The organism is Butyricicoccus sp. (assembly GCF_050872565.1).
Taxonomy (GTDB): Bacteria; Bacillota; Clostridia; order Oscillospirales; family Butyricicoccaceae; genus Butyricicoccus_A.
The window spans coordinates 1-1358 of sequence record NZ_JBNMHC010000478.1 but is presented as its reverse complement, the minus strand read 5'-3'; the positions used below and the strand labels follow the sequence as shown (position 1 = coordinate 1358).

Below are 1358 nucleotides of genomic sequence, written 5' to 3'. Positions count from 1 at the left end.
TTGATGCTTGCTTGGATGATTATATGAAGCCGATGGATATTTTCCAGCTTCCGGAGCGTCCGTTCTTCCACTTCAAGACCAACCGAATTGGACTGACACATGATCTGATCCATTCGGATTTATAATTGGCTCTTCGACGGCGTTCTTCCAAAAGGAACGCGGTCAAAAGCATATAATAGACGGCAGGGATAGCATTCGGTTTGGGTCACTGGGTGCTATCCCTCGCTGGCAATAATTTTAAAATAGGAAAAGGGGTGTTACATCGGTTATTTTCTCTTTTTTAGAGAAGATACACCAACTCACGCAAGGGAAATGCATAAGGAAAGCAGGAGATGTTCACATTTTTGGACAAAGATGGAGAAAAGATTATGAATCAAAAATTCAAACGAATCTTGAGTCTGTTCCTGTCTTTGCTCATGGGTATGTCGGCACTTCCGGCATACGCAGCTCCAGAGCAGGCGGCAGATCCGTCTTCTACCACATCACAGACCGCTGATACAAACACAGAGACAACAAAACCTGCTACCAAGCAGAAAATCTCTGCGAGCGGCTCGATTACCGTGGGAGACGAACAGGTTCCATTCAGTCTGGATGAGTCTGATGTCAATGCAGCAATGGTTGCAGATAGTGCTGGTGATACAGATACGACCGTTGATACATCTGATCCAGCAGTCAAGTCCGTAAAGAAGGAACTGAAAAACATTCGTGTGAAGTCTACGAAAGCAGACGGAACAGAAACCAAAAAGAAGCTGACTACAGATCAGCAGCAGACAGTACTGTATATGTTCCAGCAGTATCAGGACAACTGGAAGGCAAACGCAGATGTCCTTGGTGCACAGCTGCCGTTCTACATGCAGTACAATGACAAGGGCGAGGATGGTCTCGGCGTTTTGGGCGAGATGTTGATTCTTGCTGGTAAGACGGTAGAGGACGTCAGAAGCGGCGACTATAGCTATGATGACCTGACCGGTACCATTATGACCTTTATGTACGGCGACCAGCTGGGCGTGCAGTACTACGGCGACATTGTGCGTGAAAAGCGCAATCAGGCTGTCAAGGTTGTCAACAATTCTGGCGCAAAGACCGAGTATCAGAAGCTGCTGGTTCTGAACGACTGGCTGGCAACGCAGGATATGTTCGATATGTCCTACATTATGAATGCCGACAAGAAGACTCCTTCTATGGCAGCGGAGAATCCGCAGCCGGCAGATCATTATCAGGACGTATATGATGTATTGTACGCTAGCTATAAAGATCAGATTACCAAGCAGTTCCACGATCAGATCTTCGCTGGCGTTGAAGCAGATCTGCGTCAGAAGTTCTATGAGAATGCCATTCAAACTGCTATTTATCAGCAG

Annotated in this window: 1 protein-coding gene; it reads left to right on the top strand. The window is 46.7% G+C overall.

Going from position 1 to position 1358, the window contains the following annotated elements; genetic code table 11:
- Positions 1 to 368 precede the first annotated feature (368 nt).
- Positions 369 to 1358, top strand: a 990-nt coding sequence (locus ACR0P9_RS12700; protein WP_432620701.1) for a hypothetical protein, incomplete at its 3' end; no start/stop codon positions are given.